Below are 26,436 nucleotides of genomic sequence, written 5' to 3'. Positions count from 1 at the left end.
TTTTTAGAATTATAATTCATTTTATAGTAACTAGAATTGGAAAAAAAGACATTGAAATTTGGAAATGTATTGAACGTATCAGATTATTGGATTTTGCAACTAGGCATTTATATAAGCTTTCAAATAAAAAAGAAGTGTCTACGACTTTTCACTAGGCGGTGAACTCAAAAAACTACTGAGAATAGCAGTATAAAATTCTTTGTTGAGCATAATAGTGACTATACCTATTTATAGCTTTGTAACAGAACCAAAAAACGTCTCTTATTATAAATAAGTTACTTTTGAGGTGCGCACTGTATTTTATTTATATGTTGATTATAAAATCCGAATAGTATTATAGTACACCTCAATTTTGTGTAATAATCAATTATATAGTAAAATGATGGCAATATTGTATAAAGGTGGGGTAACGTGAAAAAAACATTATTGTTGTCTTATATTGCATTGTTTTTAAGTGTGATAATCGCCGTTACATTTTTTTGGCAACCAGCTATTGTTGATGCAGCAAAATCATCAGTATATAAAGTTACAAATGGCCAATTGTATAAAAATAACAAACTATTTTCAGGTAATTATAAAGGATATTTATATACCACTGGACTAAAAGCACAAGGCAGTTTTCCGGCATTAAAATCAAACGGTAGTGCTTTAACTAAGGGGCTGTCTAAGGAAGATCAAGCAAACGCCATTTTTTCTATGGCATTTCGTTATTATAAAAATGGTAAAGTTGCCAAAGCAGATCAATGGCTACAACTTTCACTAAAGCAACGTATTGGTAATTCACCTTTGGCCAAAAAGTATTATGAAAATAAAGTTAATAAAGCATATTTGGATGCTTATTATGGTGATTCTTCTAATAAAGCCTATTATTATATTGCCACAGACAGTAATGTCTGGGGTCTTACGAATTTACTTTATAAAACAACGGGCAAAAAATACAATGCAGCCAAAGCACCCGATGCTATGACCTATGATATCTATGGCGTTAAAGCGAGAGGCAGTTTTAAGATGCCCTCACTTGTGAAAAGTACAGCAACATCAAATTTATTACCTCAGGACAATGATTTGCGTTTATATAATGAGGGGAAATTAGTGAAAAGTGGTTGGTTAACTGTAGTAGATCAGCAAAACAACTATCATTTTTATGCAGATAAAAATGGGCGTGTGATCGCAAAAAAATATACGGATGGCAAAATTTATTTTGATGGAGTATTAGCAGATGGTCGTGTCAATAATCGTGTGATCTATAAAAAAGGACAACTCGTAAAAAAAGCGTGGTATAAAAAAGGAAGCCAATTATGGTATGCAAATGCTGCAGGACAAGATACATTAAAGACAGATATAAAAGGCGTGTTATGGATTAATGGGAAGAAAGCACATGGTGTTTTCAATGGAAAAGCCTATTATTACGGTAAACTCTTGAAAAATGCTAGTTCTGCCGTTTATGATTTCGATCAATATGGTGATAGCGTTGTTATTTTAAATTATATGGGTGATAAAAATGGTCGGGGTAAGATACTTAAATAGTAAAGTGATTGTTCATTCGTTATACTAAAGCTATTATAGTTTGGAGTCGAGTGCATGATAAATAGTATGTTAAACAAGTTAAAATGTATGGGCAAAAGCCTCATTTTTTATATTGTGGCAATAATTATACCGTTGTATTTAATTTGGCTTATATTTCCGTGGTGAGAGTTCGCAAACTCTCACCTTTTTTGTGTATAATAATGGGGAATAAGGGGTGGGAACATGAGAAAACTAATATTGATGCTAAGTATTTTAACTTTGTTAATGATCGTAATTTTTTTAAACAAATTAATTACATATAAAACCTTTGATTTTCCAAGCTTTTTTTGTGCGATGGCACTGTCGATTGGTTTATTGTCTCTACAATCGTATCGAAAGCAGGATCGTAAAACAGGAGGGACTGAATGAAGAATATTTATATTGTCCGCCACTGCTCAGCAGATGGTCAAATGCCAAATGCCCAACTAACTTCAGAAGGGGTGAAGCAAGCAGAAGAGCTGGTTTCTTTTTTTGAACATATTAAAATTGAGCGTATTATTAGTAGCACTTATGACCGTGCACTCCAAACAATCGAACCCTTAGCACAAGCACGCAATTTACCAATTGATAAAGAACCACGTCTAACCGAACGTATTTTTAGTACAGTGGCAATAGATGATTGGCAAGAAAAATTAAAAATCTCCTTTCAAAATCCAGATATTTCCTATGAAGGTGGTGAGTCTTCGCGTGAAGCACAAGCGCGTATCATCGCCGTGATGGAAGATATATTTGCAGGAGAAGATGACCATATAGTAATCGTCAGTCATGGTAATCTGATCATCAATTTCCTTTTGACAATTAACGCAAACTTACACTATAAAGATTGGCAAGCACTATCTAATCCAGATGTCTTTCTCGTGACTCAAATGACAGATCGTATTAGTTATGAACGTCTATGGGGAAAATAATTTTACCAAAAATAGAGCATTTTTTCATGTAACGATCGTTATATAGCAACAGTGAAAGCAAAAAAGGTCTTAAATCAAGGACATTCAAGGCGATAGAGTGGTGTATTACATCTAGTTTTTTGTCCGCATATTTAGTAAAATAGAAGATGGAAACGAAAAGGTATGCCGCTTTTCTCCAAAAAATTGCTTACACTTTTTGAACCAAAAAACGCTAAGGATAATTATCCTTAGCGTTTTTTTAGTTATTTTTAAGTTTTTCAATGAGTGATGGTAACCAATCATCTAATGTAGAAAAAGAGAATCCCAGTGAAGCTGCGTAATCTGTATTCATATACCATGATTGAGGGATGGCGAAGGGTGACAGGTTTTTTTCATCATCGGCATTGGTAATCATCGCTTGCATAGTTGTTTTATGTTCTATTAAAGAAATGAGTGACTGCATCGAAATCTGCCCGTGTGAAGCGGCATGGATTGGTCCAGTGAAGGTTTCACGACCAGCCCAAAATAAAAAATCAGCGGCCTCATCAGAATGGATAAAGCCCATTTCCGCATCGAGATTTACGAAAGCAATCGTTTTTTGTTGCTCAATGCGCTCGATATGAAATAGTAGACGTTGTGTATAATCATCTTCCCCTAACACCATGGGAAAACGCACTGCTACAACCGGGAAAGCTGCTTTTTGAAAATAAGCCGCTTCTGCCTGTCGCTTTCCTTCACCATAGTCGAATTGTGAAGAATCACCAGCAATCAAAGGGTATGTAGTAGGGTCAAAATCATTTTCAACTTTTGCACGCCCATCCATATCGTGAACAGACAATGTAGAAGTGAAAATATAACGAGGATTTGATTGTGCAAAGACTTCGATTGTTTGAGTGGCCTCCTGCGGTGAATAATTGATATTATCATAAATAATATCAAAGGTTTTTGCACCGATTGTTGTTTTAAAGTCTTCAAAATTTGTACGATCACATTGTAGGTGGTTTACGTATCCCTGAAATTCAGGTGGTAATGAAGTGCGTGTCATGACAGTAACTGTATCCCCATGGTCGATTAGCCTTTTTACCAATTTTTTGCCGAAAAAACGTGTACCACCAATTACTAGAATAGATGCCATATAAATCCTCCTATAAAGTTCTTTTTTTTAAGTATACGATAAAGAGTTGATGACAACGACCAAAAACAGTTAACAATGGCAGATGATGTAGTCATATAGTATATTTACTAAAAGAGGAGGCTGAGTCTATGAGAATGTCCGAATTGACAAGTGCGGAAGCATCCGCCTATCGCACCCTAAGATTAAAAGCATTGCAAGAAGAAGCATCAGCATTTGGTGCATCATTTGAAGATGAGGTGACGTACCCATTATCAGTCTTTGAAGAAAAATTGAATGCACAAAATAACTATACAATTGGTGCATTCGAGGGACATCAGCTTATCGGTATCATTACATTAAAAAAACAATTATTTCTAAAAAGAGCTCATATTTCAGAAATTGGTGGCATGTATGTGCATCCAGATTTTAGAGGGCAGGGTGTTAGTAAATCAATCATGGCTTCAGCAATTATGCGTGCGAAAGAATTAAAATGTGAACAAATTCATTTGAATGTAAACATTGAAAATAAAACAGCAAAAAATGTATACACATCTTTTGGTTTTGAAATTATTGGTATGGAAAAAAAGATTATTAAGCTTCATGATGGCAGCTATATTGATGAATATCGAATGGCCTTATATTTTGCCGAGTGGACAGATAGTAGTGAAGCAAATTAAACGAAGAGATATGAGGAGTAATAAACATGATGTGGAAAGATTTTTTACCGACGACGGTGGTTGCCTTATGCCTAATTGTTCTCGGTTTCTATATTTTAAAAACAAAAAATTTGCATGTATTAATTGGTTATAATGCCGATTTCATTAAAGGGGATCGTCGAAAAATAGCCAATAAATCGACCCTTTTTATTTTTAGTGCAGCGTTATTAACACTGGCTTTACCATTGTTAGAATCAGTAGCAATCATGGCAGTTTTTATCGTATTAGCAGTAATTTTTGGTTTGCTACTTGGTCTGATGTGGTACTTAAAAAAACAGCAATAATAAAATAGCACTAAAACAAACCTAATCTCCATTTTTAAAGTGAGAAACAATATTGTTTCTCATTTTTTCTTATAAATATACTATAAAATGTCAGTGAAATGACGAAATAATAGTTAATAGTATAATTAAGATTTCAGATCACAATAGACTGAAAAAGACTTCTACCAGCGCTGTGGATTTTGATGAGGCGTTGCACTGAAGATAGGAGGGTTTTTATGAAAATAGGTTACCCGAATACCACAGAGAACACCATGAGTAGCGATTCAAAAATCTTCAAAAGTTCACATCAAAATCTTAAGAGCTTTCCAAGTCAATTAAAAAATAATAAAACGGTACGCACCATTGACTTATCGTTTAATCAACTTGATTCAATCCCACAACATATTCAGTATTTTAATAGTTTAAAAGAACTGAGTTTACATGATAATTATATAAAAATTATTCCAGCAGAAATTGGGATATTAGAGAATTTAGAAAATCATTTATATTTACATAATAATAAAATTAATGAATTACCTATTACTATAGGGAATCTACGCAAGCTCAAAACATTGGATGTTAGTAATAATTTCCTTGTTGCTCTACCCGAAGAAATCGGTATGTTATCACAACTTTCTCGTTTTATATCTAACAATAATATGATTACGACGATTCCACAATCCTTCCGAGCATTACAAAACTTAGAGGATTTTGAAATGGACGGCAATCAGCTGATGCTATTACCAGAAATCTTTAAGGAAATGCATGCATTAACTGCTGTATCATTGAAACATAATCAATTAAATACATTACCAAGTAGCATGAGTGCTTGTAAATGTTTGAAATCCCTCAATTTAAATAATAATAATTTTAGAGAGTTACCAGCTATTATTAAAAATCTTAGAGAACTCGAAATAGTAGAGCTAAAAAATAATCAGTTATTAAGATTACCCGATTTTATTTTAGCACTACCAAATTTAAAAAAACTTGATGTCTCGGGAAACCCTTTATTAGAACAACCAAAATGGCTTTTTGAGCTTCGAATAACTGGCTGTGAAGTTATTTTGTAAAACATAATACTCAGAATTTAGGGTATAGAATAACAAAGTTATAGTCAAAAAATACTTAGTAAAGGGTGCTGTTTATGACGCAAAATCAACTGTATCAAGATCGTCTTTTGGAGGGTGAAGTGATTTTGGCAGAAATACGTGGTGAATTACGATCACCAGCGGCAGCAAAAGGGCAATGTAACGGGCGACTAGTAGCTACGACAAATCGCCTCCTGTTCTTTTGTGAACGAGATCGTCAGCATAGATTTGATGAATTTGCTTACCATAAAATTGAGGCTATTTCATTAAAGCGAAATTTCAAAAATGAATTGCGTATTATTTTTGATACAGATGATGAACTTCAAATGGTTGAAAAGCTTGAAAATGATGAGTTAGCTCAATATTTTGTTGAACTCATCCAATCTAAAATCCTTGAAAACTTCTAGAACCTCTAGAAGTTTTTTTATATCTAAAATCATTTTTTATGAGAATAATTCTTTCCTAGTATGAGGATAAAGAAGGTAATAGTGGCACAAGATTTCTTTCGTAGAATATCCTCGCTTTTTTGTATAGAGGAGCAAATTGGTAATGAATATTTTTTATTTTATCGGGTAAAGTAGGTTGAAAGTAGATAATAAGAAATAATCGACGGGGTGTTTTTACCATAATGCTCAGTCGATTATTGCATGGATTTTTTTAATTGGATATCAATTAATGGATGGAATAGTTTAAAGGAGGAGTTTTACATGATCGGGCAGAAAAAAAACATCGTTCAAAAATTATTATTTTCAACGTCATTATTAGCAGGTCTTGGTTTCTTTGCAGTGAGCGATGCACAAGCATCAACTGAAACTGTGCATGATAGTGCAGAATTAAAAAGTTTTGTAGAAAATAGTACGGAAGATATGACGTTAATTTTAGCATCTGAATATGATCAAACGGCAGCGCTTACGCTCAGTAAAACATCTTCATTTAATATTGAGATTGATGGCTCTAAATCGGAAATTGGACAGCGTATTACACTCGCTTCGAATCCAGCTGGGACATTTACATTTAATAATATGGACTTTAATGGGGGCGCGGTGACCAGAAATGCAGGAATTACGATTAATGGTTCAGAGGGAGAAGTCTTCATTAATAATTCCAAATTTGAAAATGCTAGCGGGACAGCGATTATTTCAAGTGGAGCGGGTGCAAAAGTTACTGTCGATAATACGTTAATTAGAGGCAATAAATCTGCGTCAGGTGGTGCTATTAAACTCAATGATAATAGTACGCGTAACTTCACAATCAAAAATTCTTCGGTTGTAAATAATTTAAACGACAGCTCCGGTTACTATGGTGGGGCTATGTCGAGTAAGCAGTATAATGGTGTGTTTACGATTGAAAATACACACTTTAAAGGGAATAAGGCGACAGGTGCAGGTGCAGTATCTGCAGGTGGTGGCGCAATTTATATGTATTCAAATGGTGCAAATTCAAAACTAGCTATTAAAAATAGTTATTTTGAGAGCAATGAGACAAATTTAGACGTTTTTGATGTTCAAACTATTGATGGTGGTGCAATTGTAGTCCGCAATCATGTGAGCGATGCGACAATTAGTATTGATGGCACGACATTTTATGATAATAAAGCGGGCGATGATGGTGGGGCAATTTTATTTGAGTCACTCGGTATTAATAAAAATACGTCGATTACGAATTCAACATTCTATAAAAACATAGCAAAAGGACAAGGGAATGATGAGGGTACTAGTGGCGGTGCTATTCAAATGTACGGTAATCGTGTTGGATTTTCTGGTGGAACAGAACTACAATCATTAAATAATACGTTTTATGGTAACGGTGCACTCGCTAAACGTCCTAATCAAATACAAAAAGGTGGGGCTTTGACGACGAGTGGTTTCACCCGTCTAGGTAATTATACGAATAATCTACTATTAGGTAATTTTGTTGAAAAAGATGGAGTGATTGACCTTAAATCTCTCTCGAAAAATACCAGTGTTAACAGTTCCTCGAAACGTTTGGATACGCTTGGTTTTGATAACGGTATGACGGGCGTCAGTGAAATGTTAAACACGCCTCAACAAGCCTATGGTACTGTACCTGTTGTATTTGGAGCCAACAAAGGGAAAATTAAAGCAGGTTATTCTGGTGATGAAGTTGTCATCCCAACATTGCCAATCATTCCTAAATTTGTCGATGCAGATGACGAAGTGATTGCAGGCATTGCCAATGAAACAGGTGGTGATGGACAAGAATTTGATCAACGAGGATATGCACGACTAGGTAAAAAAGATGTTGGTGCTGTTGAAATTGCTTCCACTATTTATGATGCAAATGGCGGTCAATTTAATCTACCGAAGTTAGAAGAGTATACTGGTACGACATACTATGAGGGGACTACACCAACACAATATGCTTCAGTAGGTACACCGGGTTATATGTCTACAATTATCAATGGTAAAACGGAGTTAAATCCGAGTTATGAGCGTCATACTTTCTTGGGCTGGTCAAAAGATAAAAAAGCGAAACTGCCGGATGCAGCTCTAAAAACAGGTGCAAAAATGATCGTTGATGATCAAGAGAAAGTTTACGCAGTATGGAAAGAAGAGAAAATGGTTGTAAAATACTATGGTAATGGGAATACAACCGGTATTGAACCAGTGCAAGCAGCTGTTAGTTATGACAAAGAAATCACGATAAAAGATAAAGCTACATTAAAGAAAAAAGGCTATACATTTATAGGCTGGTCTACAAAAGCAACGACAATCAAACCAGATGAAAAATTAGCACCGGGTAAAAAAGTGAAAATTACGAAGAAAACTGGTTATTATGCAGTGTGGAAACGGAATTAAATTTGGTAAAGAAGCATTCGATAAAGAAGAGGGCACTGAAAAACTTACGTTTTTTATGACGAGTTGATTTTTTAGATAAAAATAAGGCACTTTCTGTTCGATTTGAACAGAAAGTGCCTTATTTCATTGTCTATTTCTTACTCTTTTTCATTTAGCAGTTTTAATATCCGCTTAAGATTGACAGCGAATATCGTTGTGGCACCTTGTATTTCCATGCGTGTCTCTTTACTTTTCTCTACAAGCTCTTGAAGATATTGACCATCACTTTTTTCACCCGTTGTCACAATTGCAGCTGTAATAATACGTTCATCACTCATCGCAATATGTGTTTTAAATCCAAAGAAAGCTGAGTCCGCAGATTTATGTCCTACGCGTGCGTCTGGATCACTTGAGTAACTCAGTTGTACTTCATAATCATCAATCACTTCTTTTAAAACATTTAACTTTTCTTTTACAGCCGGGATATGCGCTATCTTTGATTGAGTTTCCACAACTTCTACAACTTGACGACAGTAGTCCAATTCTTCACCAACTTCATTTGACGTTGGTTTCGTAGGGAATTTCCCTTTCATACTTTCATCGAGTTGGTAGACGGCTTTGCGCACATTTTTTGATTTTTCCTGTAAAAATTCTTTCGGTGATTTTTGATTATAACGAGCTTTCGTATGTGTGGCATCGACAATAATTGTTTTACTTGTGATAAGACCTTTTTCTAAAGCAATTTCTACTGTCTTACCAATGAGTAAATCTAATAAATTCATGTCTTGAAGACGAAGTCGACGAAATTTTGTCAGTGAACTTGAATTGATGACATCCTCTTCAGGTGCCATGTCTAGACCACATTTTAACCCATGAATAGTACAATTTGATGGAGTGCAGGCGGCGACTTCTGCGGGAACAAGCACGAGCGGAAGCACCCGGACTGAGCGAAGCGAAGGAGAAGGCTGGAGCCGTGCCCGCGAAAAGCGCCCGCCGGAACGGAATCAACGGCTACTAGGAAAAGCGAGGACAGGAACGAATTTCGTTCCTGTCCTCGCTTATCTGTGCATAAGTGGACTTTTTCAGTGCCCTCGATAAAGAATGCTTCTTTTTTTTGAGCGTGATACCATTCGTTTTTCAGTAGCTATGCTACAATTATAGAAGTATAAATAACTAAGAGAATGGTATAGAAGGGTCGTTAGAAAAATGGACGCAGCTAATAGTAATATGTTAATGGATGCAGCAGACAGTGTTTTAACAAATGCAGAGGCGATGCAAAAAGGAGCTTCAATCGGTAAAAAAGCGATGGATCATTTTACACGTTATAGTGCATCGGTACACTCATTTTCAGTGTATACATATATGGATGCTGATTTTGAAAAGGTTAAACAGTTAAGTGAATTTCAGCAAGCCATTGATGCTTACACAGAACATTATGTTGCATTGCGCAATTTAATAGACGTAAAAGTTAATCAAAAAGAAGCCATGGCTGATTTTCAACATTTACAACAAGCATTAGCAGAGTTGAAAAAAGGGATTGCGAATTTTTAAAGTGTAGAAAAGGGGAGATCGTATTGGTAGAGCAACTTACGAATAATTTGCCGGTCATCGTTCAGTTGAATACGAAGGTCATGATCCTCGGCTCGATGCCAAGTACATTGTCATTAGAAAAACAACAGTACTATGGTAATAAACGCAATCATTTCTGGCCCATTATGAGTGAAATTTTAGCTTGTCCACTTCCAGAAAAATACATGGATCGAACTACGATGTTATTGGAAAATGGTATTGGATTATGGGATTCAATTGCAAGTTGTGAACGACAAGGTAGTCTGGACGCAACGATTACTGAAGAAATACCCCATGATTTCGCACAATTTTTTTCTAGTTATCCAGCGATTCAAGCTGTATTTTTCAATGGTGCGAAAGCAGAAACCATATTCAAAAAATATAGTTCTATGCAACAATTTTCACATATTACATTTTATAAAATGCCATCGACAAGTCCTATTCCAGGCAAAAATATAAAATCTTTTGACGAAAAAGTAGTCTGTTGGAAAAAAATAATACAGTATTTGTAATGGAAGCGTATATTTACTTTTTCAGCTCTATAACAAAAAAGAGCCTGAGACAAACGTATTTTCAACAGAGAAAATCCCGTATGATTTTTCGAAATCATACGGGATTATTTATTGGTTCTATTATATATGTTGAGGTATCGAAACAATTCATGTTTTAGACAATTAGAAATAGCGAGAGCTTTCCGCCGACAAGTAACGCACTATTTATTTTCACCGTAGGTGAAAATAAAGGATTGCTTACTACTTGTTTTTCGGCAGGAGTCCTCGCTATTTCTTTTAATCCCAAAAGTTGAAGAAATTGAGGTAAGTATGCTCTTTTTATAGAAATACCGAAGCGTTCACCTATTTGTCCAGCTTGTCAGTCCATTACTTCGAAAGTACATGATGATCGCATACAAAAAATGAACCATTTAAAATGGTTTGATTGGGCCAAAAATTCGAATGGCTTTTTAGAAGGTATTAATAACAAAATGAAAGTAATGAAACGACATGCATATGGTTATAAACGATTTGAGCGAAGATCTTACTAACATTAAAGTATAAAGAAGTTGGTTTACATCTGAGTTAAATGGAAAAGGTGAATGAAATTGAAAATCCAATTTCATTCACCCCAACATTTGACACAGAGCCTATCCATTTCAATCCATTTCCGCTTCGAAAAACGCGTTTAATTGATTTGATTATTCGTATGGGAGACAGACTATTTTTGTTCTGTCCCAGGCTCATTTTTTGATGGTCCGTTACTTTATTTATTTTTAATAATCGTTGGTTTCAATGATTTGAAAGGCAATGACCATTTATAGATATATGAAATAATACGCAATGCAGTTATAACGACAAATAATGTGTATAGTAACAAATCCGATTCAATCCATCGCATACCGATAATCACTCCTGCAATAGCAGCCCATACGGCATACACTTCATGCTTCAATACGAGTGGGCGACGACCAGCGAGTAAGTCACGAACGATCCCACCACCTGAACCAGTCAAGATTGCCGCAACTACAGCCGCAGATACAGGTAAGCCAAGTTTGACCGCAAAAAGTGCCCCTTGAATAGCGAATGCCGAAAGACCAACAGCATCAAAATAATTTCCCCATCTATTCCAATGGGTAAGGCTTTTATGAGGGAATAGAAAAACTAAAGTAATCGACACGAGTGCAATTTGAAACATCACAGTTTGACCCCATAATGCGGAAACAGGTACACCTATTAAGGAATTACGAATGGCCCCGCCGCCGAAAGCTGTGACAATACCTAATAAATAGACACCAAAAATATCGTATTCTTCTTCCATAGCAACAATAGCACCTGATATTGCAAAGGCAATCGTACCGATAATACTAAATACTTCCCACGTCATAAAGACACCTCCAATTTACGTCACAGATTGTATTGTAACAAATTGCAATGGAAAAACAAATATAATATCTTAAATAGCATTTTTAAAACGTAATAAAGTGATTTGTAGTTTGATTAAAAAAAACGAGTAAACCAAGCAATATAATAAGCTGCTGGTAGAAAAATGAGCTGAGCGAGTAAGGTACCACATAAGCGAGACATCACCATCATGAAGCTGGCAGTTTTTAATTGTTGGTAACTCCCTTTTCCTTTAATAACTTTATCCGCCATAACAGAAATTTTAGGATCAATGAAAATAATGAGCAAAATTGTGGCGATGCCATTGACCAAACCGGATGCCATAACGGCTGTCGCACTATGTGCAGGTACTAAAAAAGCTGCAAAGAGAGCGGATAAAACGCCAATTGTATAAATAGCTGTGATAAAAATATTGACGAAGAATAATCGTACGGGAACATCTTTGAATTGAATATTTTTCACAGTCGAAATTTTGGGTAAATGGATATGTTTAAGCGCACGCTTAATATAGCTTGGTGACAGCCCCTTTTTGAAGAGGGCAGGAATGGAGCCATCTACTTCTGCTAAATGGATGATGGCACGTGAAAAAAGAGCAATAAATGTTGGGAAAAGAATAATTCCGACGATTGTACCGATTGTGGATGCACCGATTATAAAACGAAATTGTAGTGCTAAAAACTCAAACGTATTATCTTTTGGTGCATTGTCGAGAAGGCTACCCGTAAATGGCTGCTGCATCATATTAGACATACGAGATACCATGACTAATATATTAAAAAGTGATAGGGCAGAAGCCAATAAACCAACGCGTGCGCCTGAAAGGCGGACAGCGTATGCTAGTGTTTCAATTGAATGGATAATTAAAATAAAAACTGCAATTAAAATTAATTGTGTCGTCAATAATGCCATATGAAACCTCCCTCAGTCCTGTCATAATCGTTGCTAACTTATGAAGACATATCGTCATTATAAAGGTTTGGTAAAAAAAAGTAAATGTATTTTATTCATATGGAAAAGGTGGCTAACTTACGTTTATGAAGCGTTTTGACAGGGGATTTATTTAGAAAGGGTAAAGGGGTGTAATGGATGAAGAAAATAATGATTGCTATTATGACTGTAACCATGTTCTTGCTGCCTACTTTTTGTGTAGAAGCGCTCTCTAAAAGTACGATTATGCCAGCAGAGGTGCTACAAAAATCGATTAAAAAATCAATAGCTACACCAATCGCAATTGTATTGCCACAACGAATACCAGTAGCTAAAAATCCATATATTACTGCGAAAACAACATCGACAGCAACGAGTTATAAAGTAGTGTATTATGCACTGAAAAAACCGACCACTGTCAATTCACCACAGGCTCTTCATGCAAGTAAAAAAGATGCTATTTTAAGAATAACTGCGAAAAAATATCATTCACAAGCTATGGCTATGAAAAAAATAGAAAGTGTTAATCATTTTACTGCTGCTGGTAAAGTAATTGCTATTATGCCTACTGTCAAAGGTTATCAAGATGCAGGGGCTGGCTCACAGTGGACTTCTTGGAAAATGGGACGCTGGTCGTTGACGAGTCATACGACAACGAATCGACCAACCGCCGATGTAACAAGAGCACAACAGATTATACGTTATTTACAAAAACATCAATTGCCCATACCACGACAAAATGGTGTCGTGATTATAGGGGAAGATGGCCAAAAAAATGCTGTCATATGGCAAAATGGGGCCGTTGTGTATACGCTCGATTATACAGCTAAAGCACTCGATGTAATTCAAGCAGCAACTTCTTTAAATTAATCAGAGGGTAGTTCACTAGAGCTACCCTTTGATTAGTCGTGTGAAATAGTATTTGGTATGATAGCAGTAGTTTATACACATAGGGAGAACGACATGAAGAAAAAATATTATTTTATTTTACTAGGTATTATTTTAGTGACGGCAACATTTTATATTTTATTGGGCAAAGGGGGTATGGATCCACGAGTAGTTGTGGAAGCATATGATAAAGAGTGGGGTATTGTGATTCCAAATCCTACAGAAGAGAAGGCAGTATTTGCCTCAGAGGCAAATGATGACGGGCATGGTCAATGGTTAACAGTGTATTCTTATGAGGAGCAAGCAGATTTTTCTAACAGTAATATGGAGTTAGTGACAGAAGAAAAACGTGTCTTTTATAACAAGAAAATCCAAAAATTTGAGCAAGATACTTTTTCAGCCTATTCTAAAAAGGCACAAAAAGATATGGAATTGGCATTTGAAGACCATCATTTGAAAGTGAAAAAAGGTGATTATGCTTTTTACAAGAAAAAAGAAGATGGTCAAAGTTATTTTATTGCAATTTATTCAAATAAAGAGTTATACACATATAATTGGCATGAATAATAATAGAGCAGTTCAAAAAGTAAATAATGTCTAATACCAGTTTTAAACATACTGGTTGTCAGATATTGCGATACTTTAGGGACAGCTCTATTTTTATATAGAAAAATAGGTTCTATTATAAAATTAAAATAGCATAGAAATTTGTCGAATTATTTACAGTTATCTTTGAATGTGAAAACTGTTTGTAGTATTTGTGTATGAAAAAGGAATTCATTGAAAAATAGGGTAATTAAGAAGGAAGGATCACTATTTATCTTTTATAGTGAGATGTATAGGAGGTGACGTCATATGTTATGGCTACAACAAAATATACTGAAGAATAAAGGATTATTAATTGCGTTCATAGTAGTGTCTATATTGGTTGGTGGTGCAATTATTTTTCAATCTTTTTACATCGTCAAAATTGTGAATGCAGTATTCATTGAGAATAGCTCTTTTGCTAGTTTACTACCGACTATATGGTTATTAATAGCCGTCGTGATCGCGCGCGTCCTATTGACGACTAGCAACAGCTATTTAGGTGTACTACTATCCTCTAAAGTGAAGCAAACTATTCGTGAACAACTGTTGTTAAAATGGCAAAGTAATCCACTTCAAAGTACATTACAAGGTCAATCAGGTAGCAAGGTAACGATGCTAATCGATTTGATTGATGAACTAGAAAGTTTTTATCGCGATTATATTCCTCAAGTAATAAAATCAATCATCGTGCCGCTAATGATTATAAGTGTTATTTTTTACACACATTTTTATAGTGGGTTAATTTTGCTTATTACAGCACCGTTTATTCCATTATCTTATGTGATTGTCGGTTTACAAACACGTAAAAAAGCTGAGCGCCAACTCGTTGAACTTTCCACGTTTTCTGGAAAGTTTTTAGATTTACTCCAAGGACTTCAAACATTAAAACTTTTTGGTCAAGGGAAAAAACAAAGGATTCATTTAGAAGAGAGTAATAAACAATTCCAAAAATCGACGATGACGTTATTAAAAACCGCATTTGCTTCGACTTTTTTCATTGAGATCGTAGTGACGTTGGGCATCGGTTTAGTCGCAATTGAGATTGCGTTTCAAATGATTACGTTTGAAGCAATGACCTTTGCACAGGCCTTTTTCATATTAGCGTTAGCACCAGAATTCTTTAATGCTATAAAAGATTTAGGTGGTGCTTTTCATACAGGAAGATCGTCTCTTGCTGCTGCTGAATTAGTACAAAAAGAACTAAATCATGAGGAAGCGTCGGTACAATGGGGTACAGAAGAAATACCGAAAAATATAACATTACGTCTAATAGATGGTGGTTTTTCATATGGTGGGAAATTTAAGATGAAGCAGTTAAATATAACCATTGAAAAAGGAGAGCAGGTTGCAATTATCGGACCAACTGGACAAGGAAAAACAACACTTTTGAACATTCTAGCCGGTGTCTATGACTTACAAGAAGGCGAAGTCATAATTGGTGATAAAAGACGTGCGCTAGTAGATCAGCAACAGTGGTTTCAGCGTATTGCGTATATTTCTCAAAATCCTTATTTATTTGCGGGGACAATTGCTGAAAATATTCAGATGGCCAAGGGGCAATGCGACGAAAAAGCATTGAAAGAGGCACTAGAAAAAGCGCAGCTAGACGAGTGGCTTCAAGAACTACCAGATGGTTTTAATACATCGGTAGGAGAGGCAGGTCGTGGTTTGTCAGGCGGAGAAAAACAGCGTATTGCGCTTGCACGTGCTTTTTATAAAAAACCACAAATTGTATTTTTTGATGAGCCGACGATGGGTTTAGATCTGAAGACGGAGCGAGCTATTCAGATTGCGATAGAGCGTTTGGCACAGCAAACAACAATGGTTACGGTTGCGCATCGTATGCATACAATTTATAATGCCGATAAAATTATTCTGTTAGATCAAGGTGTTATTCAAATAATGGGTACACATGAGGAATTGAAAAATACGAATGATCAATATCAGCAGATGATTGGAGGTCAGTCATCATGAACGAGTTAATCGATACTGTATTAAAAGAAAAGCGAGCGGTATTAATCGCAATTATTCTAGGCTCGATTGGTGGTATAACATCGGTTGCATTATTTTCACTTAGTGGCTTTATTATTTCCAAAGCGGCATTGCTACCACCGTTGTATATTATTTTGTTTTTAGCGGCATGTTTAAAGCTTTTTGGCTTTTTAAAATCACTTAGTCGCTATGGTGAGCGCCTTATTTCGCATGAAGCGACATTAACTATTTTAAATGATTTACGCATGACTTTTTATGATCAATTAGAAAAAATAACGCCACGTGTTTTTACAAAATATCGTAGTGGCGATTTATTATCACGCGTTGTAGGCGATGTGGAGACTTTACAAAATTTTTTCCTACGTGTCTTTTATCCCCCGATCGTCACAGCGATTGTTTTTATATGTACGATGTTTTTTACATGGTTTTTCTCGGCTTGGATTGCCGCCATTATTTTACTAAGTTTGCTAGTAACGACAGTGGTGTTACCAGCGCTTATCCTGATGCACCAACGTAAAAAAACAGTAAAAATTTTATTGGAACGCAGTGCGCTATCAACGGAAATGACAGAATTTTTATTTGGTTTTCGTGATTTGGTGATCAGTGATCAATTGAGTAACAAAACAAATGATTTACTGCATTTGGCAAAGCGTTACGCACAGCAACAACAAAAACGCAGCACAGAAATTATTCGTCATCAAGCATATAATACGCTACTAGCGATGTTGACGGTTGTAGCTGTACTCACTATCGGTGCTTATTTTGTAACGACTCAGCAATTGGATGGCTTATATTTAGCGATGCTTGTCCTGTTGACGTTAACAGTATTTGAACTGGCGATTCCAATGGCGTTAGTGCCGAGTTATATGGAAGAATCCAAACAGGCGATGGAGCGGCTACAAAGCGTCATGATCGATCATGATGAAAAAATAGATGCTGTCGGAACGACGATTAAAAAACAACCGTTTTCTGTCAGTTTTCATACGGTGAATTTTCGGTATGACGAAGCCCATCAAATGACATTGAAAAATATTAATTTTGTCATTCCACAAGGTACACGAGCAACGATTGTTGGTGCGAGTGGTTCTGGGAAATCCACTATATTTCAACTACTTCTGGACTATTACAGCCCATCTTCTGGTGTAGTTTGTGTGGCAGGTCAGCCTTTAGAGAGTGTGTGTTCAGAAGATCTTTGGTCAAAGACAACGGTCATGTTACAACAAAATCATTTCTTTTATGGTACAGTGCGAGATAACTTGGTTCTGGCAAAAGATGATGCAAGTGACGCGGAATTATTGTCAGTATTACAAGAAATGGAATTAGATTTTGAATTGGATGAAATTATCTATGAAAAAGGTGAAAATTTATCTGGTGGAGAAAAGCAACGCTTAGCCTTAGCGCGAGTTTGGTTGAAAAATACACCAGTTTGGTTGTTAGATGAACCATTTTCAGCACTGGATCCGCAAACAGAGCGTCGAATTTATGAACGTATGATGCAAAAAACAATGGGTAAAACAGTCGTGATGATCAGTCATCGTTTAATGGCTCTACAACGTATGGACCAAGTTTTAGTTATGGATAATGGTGAACTTGTCGAAGTGGGTCACTACGATGATTTAATGCAGAAAAAAGGCTATTTGTATGATTTGAAGCAGTTGGAAAATAACAGGTTACCATCTTGAATAAAAAAAGAGCCCGGGACAGAACAAAAATAGTCTGTCTCCCATACGAATCATCCAATCAATTGAACGCGCAGAAAACGACTCCTGCGGAAATAGCTTGATAATGAATAATCCCGTATGATTTCGAAAAATCATACGGGATTTTCTCTGTTGAAAATACGTTTGTCTCAGGCTCTTTTTAGAGTGTATTAGATGGTGAATGTTTACGTAAACGAAGCCCACCTTCAAACATTTCATATACTTTATCACAATAGCATAGAACCGATTCATCATGTGTTACCATGACAGCAGCTTTATTTTTATCATGGACTTCTTTAGCGATCAGCTCGACAATTTCTTTACTACGTGAAATATCAAGTGCTGCTGTTGGCTCATCTGCTAAAATTAGCTCCGGTTCGTTCATAAAAGCACGTGCAATGGCAACACGTTGTTTTTCACCACCAGATAAAGTTTGTACATTCTTCGTCATTTTTTTTTCGAGTCCGACTGATATTAATAGGTCAGTTGCACGTTTCTTCGCAGCAGCATTCCATTCACCTGCTAATTCTGCAACGAGTTTTAACTGATCGAATACCGAAAGAAACGGCACGAGATTGGATGCTTGGAAAATGTAACCAATTGAGCGTAAGCGAACATTCGCTTTATCGTGATCATTGTATGTTGTAATATCTTCACCATTGATTAAAATTTCACCAGAATCGGCTGACTGTAATGCGCCAGCGATTGACAGTACAGTACTTTTACCAGAACCAGATGGCCCAACAACGGCGACAAATTCACCACGTGCAACATGTAAATTCAAGTTTTGTAAAATCGTTAATTGGCGATCACCATCCTGGAATTGTTTGTTAATAGACGTTAATTTTAAAGGTGTATTTGTAGTCATTATTCAGCTCTCCCCATCGCTTGTAGTGGATCCGCTTTGACAATGCTTATTGTAGAGAATAGCGCTCCTAATAGTGATACAGCTAACAAAGCACCACCAAATTGGAAAATTAGCGCAAAATCAAAGACGAACGGAATCCCTGCAGGCATAATTTTTTGAAGTACAAAGGCGAAACCAATAGCCAAGCCAATACTCACTATAGATAAAATGAACACTTGCAGCATTGTAGAGCCAATTAAGAAACTATTTTTAGCGCCTATTGCCTTTAAAATACCGAATTGATTTACTTTTTGAATAGTCATAATGTAGAAGAATGCACCGAGTACAAAGACAGCAATCACAATTAGGAAAGCGAGCATCATATACAATGAGCTTTGTTCTGCTTCATATCCCGGAATTGTTTTGACTAAATCATCTTTTTCGACCCATTTACCATCAGCAACGACTTTAGAAACGGCGGCTTTCGTTGCTGCAGAATCACTATTAATTGCAATAGCATTAAAGGCAGAGTGATCCTTGCCACCAAAAATTGTATACCAAGTATCATTGTTAACGATGACAGTAGGCGTATGACTATATGTTTGATTTTCGGTGAAACCAACTATTTTGATTTTTGATTTTGTATTTTCGTCATAAAGAAAATCACCGATTTTAGCGCCTTCTTTTTCTAATTTATTATCAACTACTGCTTCATTTTTCGAGCTGTTTGTAATCGTATCACCAGCAATGACAGCAGGCATTAAAAATTGTTTTGGGTTGACAGTCATTAAAGTAACATCCACTTTTTTATCGGTTGTTTGATTTTTTAAAGATAACATTTGGATACCGAGTGGTTGTGCGTTTGAATTGTCAATTTTTTCAACATCTGTTGCCGTTAATCTTGAGCGATCCATGCGATTTTCGGAATCCTTCGTTACATAATAAGATGTGGCATTCATATTTTTCATAGCAGATGCGTTATCGTTTGCTAAGCCATTTGCAAGGCCACTAATAATGAAAACTAACGCAGCAACAAAAAATAAAATGAAGCCGATTAGTACATATCTAAGTTTGAAAAAGCGTATTTCCTTAAGGGATAGAGAAAACATTGTACATCATCCTCCTAGTTAGTCTGTTTTGTTGATACCCTAACTATACGAAGTCAATGTGAATGGAGTATGAATAAAAAATGTAAAAAAAACCCAAGTACATAAAGTACTTAGGTTTTCTGCTCTTTAGGAAATGTAATGGTGAAGACGGAACCTTCGCCTAATTGACTGTCAATCGAGATGGAACCATTATGCAACTCAACCATTGATTTGACGATGGATAAGCCAAGTCCTGTTCCAATAACTGTATGGGTTCGAGAAGAATCAGCACGGTAGAAGCGCTCAAAAATTTGTTGTTGTTGTTCCATGGTCATGCCGATCCCGCTATCTTTAAATTGTATGATGACGCGTGAAGTATGTTCCCGCATATCGATGTCAATACGTCCACCATCTTTATTGTATTTAATCGCATTTGTAATGAGGTTATCAAATACTGTCGTAAGAAATGTCGCATCACCTTCGATTACACAGTTTGCTGGTAGCGAGTAGCTGAGCATAATATTTTTGTCACCTATGGACCAATGATGTTGTTTGACGAGTTCGCGTAATAACTCTGCGATATCAATTTTTTCAATCGTCATCATGCTGCTTCCTTGATCAAGTGAGGTTAAGAGTAGCAGTTGTTTTGTTAAATCTGATAAACGCTGGATTTCAGCGTTGATAATCGTAATATATTGTTCTTTTTGTGTATGGTCTAAATGAGCGTTCCCCAATAAATTTGTGTATCCTTTAATATTCGATAAAGGTGATTGGATATCATGTGACACATTAGAGATAAATTCTTTACGCGTCGCTTCTGTTTTTTCAAGTTGTGTTGCCATATACGTAAAGCTTTGCGCAAGTTTACCAATCTCATCTTTATGACTCACATCTAATTTAACGTCAAAATGGCCACTTGCGAGTTTTTGAGTAGCTGAAGTTAATGTGCGAATCGGTTTCACTAAATATTTTGTACTGATTAAAACGAAGATAATACTTAACAGCACACCAAGAGCAAACAAAATACCAAAAAGAATATGCATTTCATTAAATAATAATTTAATATCGGGGCGCATAAATAGCGCATAATTTTCACCACTATGTTGTAAGGGGACACCGATTGAATTACGTTGTTCATTAGCAAAAAAACCGGTGACAAATGTTTTTTGTGGGAAGTTTTGAATGCCATGGAAAACATGGCCGGCTAATACCGTATCAATATCTTTTGCTGTAAGGTTATTTTCACGAAAATCTGCACCAAATGACCAATTTTTGCCATCTTGTCGTTGTAAGTAGAATTGATAGCCAGTAGAAGCGGTATTTTGTAAATACTCATCCAAGTCAATGGAGGGATGCGAATCCGCAAAATCCGCAATATCCAATGCAATTCGCGTGTTTTTTGCATCATTTACAGGTTTGAGTTTTTGTTGATAATATTCGTTTGCAAGAAGAAATGATAGCAGGCCACTTCCCAACATAATCGCAATCGTATAAACAACAAATTTTGTATAAAGTGATTTCATAGCTGTTCCTCTAACATATAACCAACGCCACGAATCGTTTTAATATGGACATTGTCTACGAGGTCTTTAAAATGTTCGCGTAAGCGTTTAATATGAACGTCTACAGTACGCTCATCTCCAGAAAAATCCATTCCCCACACATGCTCAATTAACTGCTCGCGACTTAATATTTGTTTTTTATGCTGTGCTAAATAGACAAGCAGTTCAAATTCCTTTGGCGGTAAAAACATAGAACGCTGTTGTACGATGATTTCATAGGTTTGAACATTAATCATGAGATCACCAACTGTGATGATGTCACGAACTTCATCGATGGCATAGCGGCGTAGTAGTGCTTTTATGCGAAATAATAACTCCTTTGGTTCAAAGGGTTTGACAAGATAGTCATCTGTACCTGCTTCATAACCGGTTTCTTTATCGGTTATTTGATCTTTAGCCGTGAGCAAAATAATTGGAATATCATATTTTTTACGAATTTCCTTCGTCAGTTCAAAGCCATTCATAAAGGGCATCATCACATCTATAACCGCTAAATTACATGGCTGTTTTTTTAGCTTTGTTAATGCGTCTGAGCCATCCATAGCTTTTACAACATGGTAGTTGTGTTGGAGTAGATGGGTTTCGACAAGTTCTAGTATTCTTATGTCATCATCAACGAGCAATATTGTAGTCATAATCAAAACTCCTTTTTCATCCTTAGTGCCACTATAATACGTCTTGAATAAAAAAGGCAATTTTTTAATAGGTATTCATTACTAATGACCCTTTACATCATTCAATCGTCTGATAATATTATTTATTACGAATATCGAAATAAAAAAGGAGTGTTTTCATGCCGCAGTCGCCGATTGAGATAAAGGCTAATCGTAATCTCATCACATTTTTCGTTAGTAAAATGCTAACATCATTAGGTTTTACCGTTTTTAGTTTTGGAATCAGTTTATATATTTTAGCCCTAACAGGTTCGGCTCTATCATTCGCTACTAATATTGTTTTTAATGTTCTCCCACGTGCATTAGCTGCACCGTTTGCAGGTTATGTAGCAGATCGTTTTTCCAAAAAGAAAATTGTGATTTTAAGTATGACAGGTATTACATTATCTGTAGTTAGTCTAATCGTTTATACAGCGCTCTATGGTATGTCGGTCTATGCTATTTATACGATCACTGCTATTTTTTCAACAATTGGTGCATTTAATGGCGTTGCCTTTTCGAGTGCAATTCCGAGTTTAGTGGGAAAAAATCGCATTCAAAAAGCCATGTCATTCAATCAAATTTCGTATTCAATTGGTGGTATTGGTGGACCAGTAATTGGTGGGATGTTGTATGGTTTTGTATCGATGCAAGTGTTTTTAATCATAATGGCGAGTGCCTATTTTATTGCATTGCTGTTAGAGGCTTCAATGAATTTCACATTATTTGAGGTACCGCTCACAAAGAAAAAAGAAAGTATGTCGGAAAGTATGAAACAAGGCTGGGCTTATTTACAAACGCAACCGATTGTAAAGTCCTTGTTATGGATGAATTTATCGTTAAATTTCTTTGCATCTGCCATCAGTGTTGGTGTGGTATTCATTCTCGTTGAAAAACTCGATATTGCCTCAAATTACATCGGTATGATTCAAGGATGTGGTGCAGTAGGCATGTTGATTGCTTCCATTTACTTATCGATGAAACGTCAAATGGATCATGCGATTCCTTTTATCAAAAAATCGGCATTAGGCGTCTGCTTTTTCATGGCATTACTGGCATTACCTTTGTTTTTTGATTTTACACAATCCATGTATTTTCTTTACTATAGCGCACTATTATTGTGCTTATCCGCTATGACTATTTGTACAAATACGCCAATTGGTGTCATGATTCAAAAATATGTCGATGATGAATACCGCGGTAGGGTTTTCGGTATTATTGAAACAATTTCTATTGGTTCAGGTCCTATCGGTGCCTTATTATTTGGTCTATTGTTTGATTTTGTTGATGCACGCATTCTCTTGATTATCGTAGCTGTAAGCTTAGCATCCTTATTGTTACTATTTATGTCTAAGATAGAAAAACGTCTGGTCTGAATCGTTTGAAATTGATTCTTTATTATTGTTTACAAAAGAATTGGCAAGGAGTATTATAACTACACAATTTAAAAAAGTTTCATTTTTTAAATCGCTGAAGTAAAAACGCGGGGAACCCAATATTTTTGAAATCGATGTATTTCTAGGGGTGAATCCATTTCTATGGTAGGGTAACTCTTTATCCGAATCCGACAGCTAACCTCGTAAGCGTTACAGAGAAGAATATGAAGCTTGTAGGACAAAAAATACATTGTCTACAGGTGTCTTTCGTGATGCCTGTAGCTTTTTTATTCTCTTTTTCATTAAAAAATTGAAGTTTGAGGAGACGATGTAGTGATGTCTGGTTTAATAAAACGATTTTTATTGGGGCGACCATTGAAATCAAGTGATTTAGGACAACAAAAATTAAATAAAACGAAAGCGCTCGCTATTTTATCATCGGATGCATTATCTTCAGTTGCCTATGGACCGGAACAAATATTGATTGTCTTAATGGCTGTCGGAGCAGCTGCATATTGGTATTCTATTCCGATTGCTCTGGCGGTGATTGTGTTATTGGCGGCATTGATTTTATCATATAGACAAGTGATTTATGCCTATCCACATGGCGGTGGGGCGTATATTGTATCAAAGGAAAATATCGGACAAAAAGCGGGGTTAGTAGCGGGGGGTTCACTACTAGTCGACTATATATTAACGGTAGCAGTAAGTGTGTCAGCTGGAACGGATGCCATTACATCGGCATTTCCAGCGCTTCATTCTTATAATGTTGAAATGGCCATTCTGTTTATTATTTTATTGACGATTTTAAATTTACGGGGTGTGACAGAATCTGCAACGATTTTAGCCTATCCAGTTTATTTATTTGTACTGTCACTTATTATTTTAATCGCTGTTGGATTGTATCGTGTCATGATGGGAGATGTGCCAGCAGATTTGCACACGCCTATTGGAACACCAGTTGCCGGTATAAGCCTTTTTATTTTATTAAAAGCTTTTGCATCAGGTAGCTCGGCTTTAACTGGAGTCGAAGCAATTTCTAATGCCATTCCTAATTTTCGTAAGCCTGCGCCGGTAAATGCCACACGTACATTATTGGCAATGGGTGGTATTTTAGCGATCTTATTCATTGGTATTGTTTTTCTCGCTTATTTTTATGGTATCTCACCAAATGGTCAGCAAACCGTCGTATCACAAATTGCAGAAGAAAGTTTTGGACGTACGATTATGTATTTTGTCATTCAAGCAATGACAGCGTTGATTCTTGTCTTGGCAGCGAATACTGGATTTTCAGCATTTCCACTATTAGCAGTAAATTTATCGAAGGATGGTTATATTCCAAGAATGTTTCAAATTCGTGGTGATCGCCTTGGCTATTCGAATGGCATTATTATGTTAGGTTTAGCAGCTATTTTATTAATTATCATTTTCCGCGGGAAAACAGAAAGTTTAATCCCTATGTATGCAACAGGTGTGTTTATCCCTTTTACACTCGCTCAAACAGGCATGATGATTAAATGGTTGCGTCAGCGCCCAGCGGGGTGGGGATGGAAATTTGCAATTAATACTATTGGTGCAACCATATCTTGCACTGTGGCTATGGTATTTTTACTAACAAAATTTTCACATGTTTGGCCAATACTTGTGTTTATCCCGTTGATTTTACTCTTCTTTTTACGTATAAAAGCACATTATGACATGATTGGTCCACAGCTTGAATTACAAGTTGAAAAGCGTCTTGAATCATTAAATGGCAATGTTTTTATCGTACCAGTATCTGCTATGACAACATTAGTCGAAAAATCATTAAATTATGCAAAATCTTTACAGCCAGATGTTATTTTAGCGGTATATATTGCATTTGATAAAGAGGATATGAAAAAATTTGAAGAACAGTGGAAAATATGGCAGCCGAATGTACGTCTTGTGACTTTGTATTCGCCCTATCGTAGTTTACTAAATCCGCTGACAAAATTTATCGATAAGGTGGAGAAACGAGCGTTGGATGGGAATTTCCAATTATCGGTGATTATACCTCAATTCATCCCCAAAAAGGGTTGGCAAAATATATTGCATAACCAATCAAGCTTATTAATTCGCACCTATTTATTGTACAAAAGAGATGTGGTTTTAATAACTGTACCGTATCATTTACGTCGATAAAGTTTATTTTTAAGTCATTTAGGGTATTATTTTTGTTTATAAGGTTGTTTTCGAAATAAACAAAATCAAGGCGTAAGGGGTGCTAATCAATGAATTATCGTATATTATTAACAATAGGAATTCTTTTTTTATTAATTGGGTTATTATATCCATTAGGCATTGTGGAGTCAGTAGTGTTAAAATATAGTATATATGCTGGCGTCGTATTATTAGGTATTGGTATTTTAGCTTTACCAGGTAAAGACAATTCATAATGAAGTCTATTTGCTATCTTTTGAAAAGAGGCGAGAATATGTACGTGCGGATCGAAAATCATCATGGCTTCATTATTAAAGGATTTCGTAGTCAAATCGTAGGTCTGGAAGACTTTTCTCGTGCAAGAAAGAAGCTTTTAAACTCTTTAGATAAAATAAATATTAACCCAAGAGTGACATATGGTGTCATTTTGTCTCCACAAAGTGATATGCTTACAGTAGAGGCATATATTGCAGGTATTATTGGCAATTCATCCATGACGCTTAACGGCATGCAAGAAGTGCTGATTTCATCAGGACGTTATGTCATCGCTTCAATGGGAAACGAAACATATGATGTATTTGAATTACTTACCTCACTTCGAGATGCTGCTTTTTTTCGTTTCAGACAAGCACCAATCGTTGAGAAATATATACGAAACACTGAGACAGGCGAATGCGATATCGAGCTTTGGGTACCGATTGAATGACAGCTATCTTCTTTAGTGAAGGTAGCTTTTTT

At 36.0% G+C, this 26,436-nt stretch carries 26 protein-coding genes, 1 pseudogene and 1 riboswitch; of the genes and pseudogenes, 19 read left to right on the top strand and 8 right to left on the bottom strand.

The features are described 5' to 3' along the window. Positions 1-411 precede the first annotated feature (411 nt). From DEX24_RS10100 to DEX24_RS10090, 3 genes are all read left to right on the top strand, one after another. Positions 412-1,527, top strand: coding sequence for a hypothetical protein (locus DEX24_RS10100; protein WP_109306312.1), 1,116 nt, complete (start codon positions 412-414; stop codon positions 1,525-1,527). A 222-nt stretch (positions 1,528-1,749) separates the two neighbouring features. Then, positions 1,750-1,935 carry a hypothetical protein gene (locus DEX24_RS10095; protein ID WP_109306311.1) on the top strand — a complete coding sequence of 62 codons (186 nt, stop codon included), beginning with the start codon at positions 1,750-1,752 and terminating at the stop codon, positions 1,933-1,935. Next, on the top strand, positions 1,932-2,474 hold the full coding sequence (locus tag DEX24_RS10090) for a histidine phosphatase family protein (RefSeq protein ID WP_109306310.1): 543 nt from the start codon (positions 1,932-1,934) through the stop codon (positions 2,472-2,474). The genes DEX24_RS10095 and DEX24_RS10090 overlap by 4 nt, the downstream gene beginning before the upstream one ends. 238 nt (positions 2,475-2,712) lie before the next feature. Here the strand turns inward: DEX24_RS10090 and DEX24_RS10085 are convergent, their stop codons facing one another. Next, positions 2,713-3,588 carry an NAD-dependent epimerase/dehydratase family protein gene (locus tag DEX24_RS10085; protein ID WP_109306309.1) on the bottom strand — a complete coding sequence of 292 codons (876 nt, stop codon included), beginning with the start codon at positions 3,586-3,588 and terminating at the stop codon, positions 2,713-2,715. A gap of 128 nt (positions 3,589-3,716) precedes the next feature. Between DEX24_RS10085 and DEX24_RS10080 the strand changes: the two genes are divergently transcribed. From DEX24_RS10080 to DEX24_RS10060, 5 genes are all read left to right on the top strand, one after another. Further along, the gene (locus DEX24_RS10080) at positions 3,717-4,244 is read left to right on the top strand and encodes a GNAT family N-acetyltransferase (protein ID WP_109306308.1); all 528 of its coding nucleotides are present in this window, start codon (positions 3,717-3,719) and stop codon (positions 4,242-4,244) included. A gap of 26 nt (positions 4,245-4,270) precedes the next feature. Continuing rightward, on the top strand, positions 4,271-4,567 hold the full coding sequence (locus tag DEX24_RS10075; protein WP_109306307.1) for a hypothetical protein: 297 nt from the start codon (positions 4,271-4,273) through the stop codon (positions 4,565-4,567). A 215-nt stretch (positions 4,568-4,782) separates the two neighbouring features. Beyond that, on the top strand, positions 4,783-5,616 hold the full coding sequence (locus DEX24_RS10070; protein WP_170112910.1) for a leucine-rich repeat domain-containing protein: 834 nt from the start codon (positions 4,783-4,785) through the stop codon (positions 5,614-5,616). 74 nt (positions 5,617-5,690) lie between these two features. Beyond that, a complete protein-coding gene (locus DEX24_RS10065) occupies positions 5,691-6,041 on the top strand; it encodes a PH domain-containing protein (RefSeq protein ID WP_109306305.1) in 351 nt (116 codons plus the stop codon). A gap of 300 nt (positions 6,042-6,341) precedes the next feature. Then, positions 6,342-8,453, top strand: coding sequence for an autotransporter outer membrane beta-barrel domain-containing protein (locus tag DEX24_RS10060; protein WP_170112909.1), 2,112 nt, complete (start codon positions 6,342-6,344; stop codon positions 8,451-8,453). Between the two features lie 140 nt (positions 8,454-8,593). Here the strand turns inward: DEX24_RS10060 and DEX24_RS10055 are convergent. Next, a pseudogene (locus tag DEX24_RS10055) lies at positions 8,594-9,289 on the bottom strand (transposase); the annotation flags it as partial. A gap of 349 nt (positions 9,290-9,638) precedes the next feature. Here DEX24_RS10055 and DEX24_RS10050 point away from each other — a divergent pair. The 3 genes from DEX24_RS10050 to DEX24_RS10040 all read left to right on the top strand — a co-directional run bounded on the left by DEX24_RS10050 (position 9,639) and on the right by DEX24_RS10040 (position 11,043). Then, on the top strand, positions 9,639-9,983 hold the full coding sequence (locus DEX24_RS10050) for a hypothetical protein (protein WP_109306303.1): 345 nt from the start codon (positions 9,639-9,641) through the stop codon (positions 9,981-9,983). A 23-nt stretch (positions 9,984-10,006) separates the two neighbouring features. Continuing rightward, a complete protein-coding gene (locus DEX24_RS10045) occupies positions 10,007-10,513 on the top strand; it encodes a DNA-deoxyinosine glycosylase (protein WP_246131580.1) in 507 nt (168 codons plus the stop codon). A gap of 401 nt (positions 10,514-10,914) precedes the next feature. After that, positions 10,915-11,043 (top strand): transposase, encoded by a 129-nt coding sequence (locus DEX24_RS10040; protein ID WP_380042010.1) that lies wholly within the window; start codon positions 10,915-10,917, stop codon positions 11,041-11,043. 215 nt (positions 11,044-11,258) lie between these two features. On the opposite strand, the gene DEX24_RS10035 is transcribed toward DEX24_RS10040, so the two are convergent. Next, positions 11,259-11,879 (bottom strand): trimeric intracellular cation channel family protein, encoded by a 621-nt coding sequence (locus tag DEX24_RS10035; protein WP_109306302.1) that lies wholly within the window; start codon positions 11,877-11,879, stop codon positions 11,259-11,261. Positions 11,880-11,992: 113 nt separating this feature from the next. After that, complete coding sequence (locus DEX24_RS10030; protein WP_109306301.1) at positions 11,993-12,805, bottom strand: lipid II flippase Amj family protein; 813 nt, start codon at positions 12,803-12,805, stop codon at positions 11,993-11,995. A gap of 177 nt (positions 12,806-12,982) precedes the next feature. On the opposite strand from DEX24_RS10030, the gene DEX24_RS10025 reads away from it, so the two are divergent. From DEX24_RS10025 to cydC, 4 genes are all read left to right on the top strand, one after another. Then, positions 12,983-13,693 (top strand): hypothetical protein, encoded by a 711-nt coding sequence (locus DEX24_RS10025; protein ID WP_109306300.1) that lies wholly within the window; start codon positions 12,983-12,985, stop codon positions 13,691-13,693. Positions 13,694-13,786: 93 nt separating this feature from the next. Then, positions 13,787-14,278, top strand: coding sequence for a hypothetical protein (locus DEX24_RS10020; RefSeq protein ID WP_109306299.1), 492 nt, complete (start codon positions 13,787-13,789; stop codon positions 14,276-14,278). Positions 14,279-14,566: 288 nt separating this feature from the next. Further along, on the top strand, positions 14,567-16,273 hold the full coding sequence (gene cydD / locus DEX24_RS10015; RefSeq protein WP_109306298.1) for a thiol reductant ABC exporter subunit CydD: 1,707 nt from the start codon (positions 14,567-14,569) through the stop codon (positions 16,271-16,273). Continuing rightward, on the top strand, positions 16,270-17,973 hold the full coding sequence (gene cydC / locus DEX24_RS10010) for a thiol reductant ABC exporter subunit CydC (RefSeq protein ID WP_109306297.1): 1,704 nt from the start codon (positions 16,270-16,272) through the stop codon (positions 17,971-17,973). The genes cydD and cydC overlap by 4 nt, the downstream gene beginning before the upstream one ends. A 178-nt stretch (positions 17,974-18,151) precedes the next feature. On the opposite strand, the gene DEX24_RS10005 is transcribed toward cydC, so the two are convergent. The 4 genes from DEX24_RS10005 to DEX24_RS09990 all read right to left on the bottom strand — a co-directional run bounded on the left by DEX24_RS10005 (position 18,152) and on the right by DEX24_RS09990 (position 22,123). Further along, the gene (locus DEX24_RS10005; protein WP_109306296.1) at positions 18,152-18,859 is read right to left on the bottom strand and encodes an ABC transporter ATP-binding protein; all 708 of its coding nucleotides are present in this window, start codon (positions 18,857-18,859) and stop codon (positions 18,152-18,154) included. Next, positions 18,859-19,947, bottom strand: coding sequence for an ABC transporter permease (locus DEX24_RS10000; protein ID WP_109306295.1), 1,089 nt, complete (start codon positions 19,945-19,947; stop codon positions 18,859-18,861). The genes DEX24_RS10005 and DEX24_RS10000 overlap by 1 nt, the downstream gene beginning before the upstream one ends. Before the next feature lie 110 nt (positions 19,948-20,057). Further along, on the bottom strand, positions 20,058-21,449 hold the full coding sequence (locus DEX24_RS09995; RefSeq protein ID WP_109306294.1) for a sensor histidine kinase: 1,392 nt from the start codon (positions 21,447-21,449) through the stop codon (positions 20,058-20,060). Next, complete coding sequence (locus DEX24_RS09990; protein WP_109306293.1) at positions 21,446-22,123, bottom strand: response regulator transcription factor; 678 nt, start codon at positions 22,121-22,123, stop codon at positions 21,446-21,448. Before DEX24_RS09990 ends, DEX24_RS09995 begins: the two co-directional genes overlap by 4 nt. 158 nt (positions 22,124-22,281) lie before the next feature. Here DEX24_RS09990 and DEX24_RS09985 point away from each other — a divergent pair, with 158 nt between their 5' ends. From DEX24_RS09985 to DEX24_RS09975, 4 genes are all read left to right on the top strand, one after another. Next, complete coding sequence (locus DEX24_RS09985) at positions 22,282-23,517, top strand: MFS transporter (RefSeq protein WP_109306292.1); 1,236 nt, start codon at positions 22,282-22,284, stop codon at positions 23,515-23,517. An 82-nt stretch (positions 23,518-23,599) separates the two neighbouring features. Further along, positions 23,600-23,742: riboswitch (cyclic di-AMP (ydaO/yuaA leader) on the top strand. Positions 23,743-23,853: 111 nt separating this feature from the next. Further along, complete coding sequence (locus DEX24_RS09980) at positions 23,854-25,680, top strand: APC family permease (RefSeq protein WP_109306291.1); 1,827 nt, start codon at positions 23,854-23,856, stop codon at positions 25,678-25,680. 89 nt (positions 25,681-25,769) lie between these two features. Next, on the top strand, positions 25,770-25,934 hold the full coding sequence (locus DEX24_RS17200; protein ID WP_170112908.1) for a hypothetical protein: 165 nt from the start codon (positions 25,770-25,772) through the stop codon (positions 25,932-25,934). Positions 25,935-25,972: 38 nt separating this feature from the next. Next, a complete protein-coding gene (locus tag DEX24_RS09975) occupies positions 25,973-26,404 on the top strand; it encodes a hypothetical protein (protein WP_109306290.1) in 432 nt (143 codons plus the stop codon). The last annotated feature ends 32 nt before the right edge of the window (positions 26,405-26,436 follow it).

Origin of the sequence: Kurthia sibirica, from assembly GCF_003143975.1 — a bacterium.
GTDB classification, from domain to species: Bacteria; Bacillota; Bacilli; order Bacillales_A; family Planococcaceae; genus Kurthia; species Kurthia sibirica.
The sequence above is the reverse complement of the archived record's forward strand: the minus strand, read 5'-3'. Positions and strand labels throughout refer to the sequence as shown.

What these genes read in the sequence shown, in the direction of transcription:
- DEX24_RS10005 (WP_109306296.1), bottom strand. Translation starts at nt 18,859, where the DNA reads ATGACTACAAATACACCTTTAAAATTAACGTCTATTAACAAACAATTC.
- cydC (WP_109306297.1), top strand. Translation starts at nt 16,270, where the DNA reads ATGAACGAGTTAATCGATACTGTATTAAAAGAAAAGCGAGCGGTATTA.
- DEX24_RS10040 (WP_380042010.1), top strand. Translation starts at nt 10,915, where the DNA reads ATGAACCATTTAAAATGGTTTGATTGGGCCAAAAATTCGAATGGCTTT.
- DEX24_RS10050 (WP_109306303.1), top strand. Translation starts at nt 9,639, where the DNA reads ATGGACGCAGCTAATAGTAATATGTTAATGGATGCAGCAGACAGTGTT.
- DEX24_RS10090 (WP_109306310.1), top strand. Translation starts at nt 1,932, where the DNA reads ATGAAGAATATTTATATTGTCCGCCACTGCTCAGCAGATGGTCAAATG.
- DEX24_RS09995 (WP_109306294.1), bottom strand. Translation starts at nt 21,449, where the DNA reads ATGAAATCACTTTATACAAAATTTGTTGTTTATACGATTGCGATTATG.
- DEX24_RS10030 (WP_109306301.1), bottom strand. Translation starts at nt 12,805, where the DNA reads ATGGCATTATTGACGACACAATTAATTTTAATTGCAGTTTTTATTTTA.
- DEX24_RS10070 (WP_170112910.1), top strand. Translation starts at nt 4,783, where the DNA reads ATGAAAATAGGTTACCCGAATACCACAGAGAACACCATGAGTAGCGAT.
- cydD (WP_109306298.1), top strand. Translation starts at nt 14,567, where the DNA reads ATGTTATGGCTACAACAAAATATACTGAAGAATAAAGGATTATTAATT.
- DEX24_RS09980 (WP_109306291.1), top strand. Translation starts at nt 23,854, where the DNA reads ATGTCTGGTTTAATAAAACGATTTTTATTGGGGCGACCATTGAAATCA.
- DEX24_RS10000 (WP_109306295.1), bottom strand. Translation starts at nt 19,947, where the DNA reads ATGTTTTCTCTATCCCTTAAGGAAATACGCTTTTTCAAACTTAGATAT.
- DEX24_RS10060 (WP_170112909.1), top strand. Translation starts at nt 6,342, where the DNA reads ATGATCGGGCAGAAAAAAAACATCGTTCAAAAATTATTATTTTCAACG.
- DEX24_RS10065 (WP_109306305.1), top strand. Translation starts at nt 5,691, where the DNA reads ATGACGCAAAATCAACTGTATCAAGATCGTCTTTTGGAGGGTGAAGTG.
- DEX24_RS10075 (WP_109306307.1), top strand. Translation starts at nt 4,271, where the DNA reads ATGATGTGGAAAGATTTTTTACCGACGACGGTGGTTGCCTTATGCCTA.
- DEX24_RS10020 (WP_109306299.1), top strand. Translation starts at nt 13,787, where the DNA reads ATGAAGAAAAAATATTATTTTATTTTACTAGGTATTATTTTAGTGACG.
- DEX24_RS10025 (WP_109306300.1), top strand. Translation starts at nt 12,983, where the DNA reads ATGAAGAAAATAATGATTGCTATTATGACTGTAACCATGTTCTTGCTG.
- DEX24_RS10035 (WP_109306302.1), bottom strand. Translation starts at nt 11,879, where the DNA reads ATGACGTGGGAAGTATTTAGTATTATCGGTACGATTGCCTTTGCAATA.
- DEX24_RS10095 (WP_109306311.1), top strand. Translation starts at nt 1,750, where the DNA reads ATGAGAAAACTAATATTGATGCTAAGTATTTTAACTTTGTTAATGATC.
- DEX24_RS09990 (WP_109306293.1), bottom strand. Translation starts at nt 22,123, where the DNA reads ATGACTACAATATTGCTCGTTGATGATGACATAAGAATACTAGAACTT.
- DEX24_RS09985 (WP_109306292.1), top strand. Translation starts at nt 22,282, where the DNA reads ATGCCGCAGTCGCCGATTGAGATAAAGGCTAATCGTAATCTCATCACA.
- DEX24_RS10080 (WP_109306308.1), top strand. Translation starts at nt 3,717, where the DNA reads ATGAGAATGTCCGAATTGACAAGTGCGGAAGCATCCGCCTATCGCACC.
- DEX24_RS09975 (WP_109306290.1), top strand. Translation starts at nt 25,973, where the DNA reads ATGTACGTGCGGATCGAAAATCATCATGGCTTCATTATTAAAGGATTT.
- DEX24_RS10085 (WP_109306309.1), bottom strand. Translation starts at nt 3,588, where the DNA reads ATGGCATCTATTCTAGTAATTGGTGGTACACGTTTTTTCGGCAAAAAA.
- DEX24_RS17200 (WP_170112908.1), top strand. Translation starts at nt 25,770, where the DNA reads ATGAATTATCGTATATTATTAACAATAGGAATTCTTTTTTTATTAATT.